Source organism: Thermoproteus sp. CP80 (assembly GCF_002077075.2).
Taxonomy (GTDB): domain Archaea; phylum Thermoproteota; class Thermoprotei; order Thermoproteales; family Thermoproteaceae; genus Thermoproteus.
In genome coordinates, this window is the sequence record NZ_LCWM02000064.1 from 1 (window position 1) to 1,822 (window position 1,822).

A 1,822-nucleotide genomic window follows, 5' to 3' on the forward strand; every position below is an offset into this window, starting at 1 on the left:
CCCCTCCCGGGACCTACGGGTGTCTGCGGCGCTCGCCTTAACAGCATCAGCCCCCGTGGGGACCGCCGCTATACCGGGCTTAGCTACGGCGGCGACGAGGCACATTATGGAGGACTTTATGTATTTTTCGCCGACGTTCAGCCGGTCCCCGAATCATGCGCATAACGGCATAGATCGGCCTAGGTGGGCCGAGGACGATGCCAGCCGGACAAAACTTTATAGGGGCGGGCGCGGCATCTTCTGGTGTCTGCAGACAAGGAGATGTCGATATGGGAGCACCTCATGGAGCTCGCCGCGAGGCTTCGGAGGGTGCTCGTGGTCTCTGTCCTCGTCTTCCTCTTCACCCTCATGCCGACGCCCAGCCACCTCTCCAACCCCCTGGAGTTCCTGACGGGCTTCTTCGTGACCGGGAACTTCACCACGCTGTCCTACGACGTCTTCTATAGGTACATCATAGAGCCGTCGATACATATGGCCTACACCAACGTGATGCTGATCTCGGGAGACGTCTTCACGCCCTTCAACGCCCTGCTCTACGTATCCCTATATTTCACCGTGTTGCTGATAGTGCCCTATCTGGTCTACGAGGTGTGGGCGTACGTGAAGCCGGCCCTCTACCCCCACGAGATCAGGGCGGTCAGGAAGTATCTCGTGTACGGGGTTCTGCTCTTCTATCTCGGCAACCTCTACGGGCTGGGCCTGATCTCCCGCTACTTCCTGCGGTTTCTCATAGACATATCGTCGGTCCTCCCCGGCGTCACCCCCGTCTTCAGCATAGGGTCCGTGGTGGACACCATAATCCAGATAGCGCTCTGGTCCGGCGTCTTCTTCGAGGCCCCCATAGTCATCGCCATACTGTCGGAGCTCTGCATGCTGAACCCCTGGGCCCTCGCCGGCTACAGGCCGGTGATATACGCCGTCTCCCTCATAATAATAGCGATATTCACGCCCGACGCCACGCTCGTCTCCGTCTTCTTGACGTTTCTGCCGTTCGCCGTGTTGCTGGAGGTGGGGCTGGCCTACAGCAAGAGGATCGTGAGGAAATGCCCCGACTACGCCTACATGCGGCCTGCCAGGAGGTAGCGGCGTGCCTCCGGCAACGCCGGCGGCGGGCGAGGCGTATCAGCATTCCGTACTCCTTGTATGTAGCGAGCCACAGCGCCGCGGCCAGGACCCAGGGGCTCCTCCCCGCGGCAGCCCTCCTGTTACCCTCAAGGATCTCAAGGGCCCTCCTCACGTAGGAGGCCGGGAGTCCGGCCCTAGCCGCCACGGCCTTGACGTACTCCTCAATTGGCGGCCTCCTGCCCCTGGCCGCCTCGTTAAGCCTCCAGGCCGCCCTCTTGACCGCGGATTTGTCGGCCCTACTGCATTTGAGGAAGTCGCCCAACGGCCTCGGCCCGCCCAGATCCCTCGCCGCAAGCCACAGGGCCGCCACCGCCACGGCCCCGGCCGAGCCCTCCAGGTCGTATATATGCCTCCTCACGAGGGCCATCGCCGCCTCGGCGACGCTGTGCGGCGCGCCTGCGCGCTCCCTGATCCGGCTTATCTCGGCGCCTATGGAGGCAAGCCTCGCCTCCCTCCCATGCAGGGTGTCCCTGTGGAAGCCCGCTAGCGCAAGCCACCGGGGGCCGTGCTCCGCCTTCACGCCGATCTCGGTCCTGCTCACAAGCCTTAGGGGTGCCGCGCGTATCCGCGCCAGCTGGACGCGCCGCAGGCGCGCCGCTCCGGCCCCGTATCGACCACGCTATCAGCCGCACGGCGAAGGAGCTTTTCGAGGGGGCCAGGAGCCGTGGAGGGGCCGGCGGAGCTCTTCGTCGAGGCG

The 1,822-nt window shown here is 64.1% G+C and carries 1 protein-coding gene; it reads left to right on the top strand.

What is annotated here, in order from left to right; genetic code table 11:
- Positions 1-243: 243 nt before the first annotated feature.
- Complete coding sequence (locus B7L68_RS08345) at positions 244-1,083, top strand: twin-arginine translocase subunit TatC (RefSeq protein WP_081247195.1); 840 nt, start codon at positions 244-246, stop codon at positions 1,081-1,083.
- The last annotated feature ends 739 nt before the right edge of the window (positions 1,084-1,822 follow it).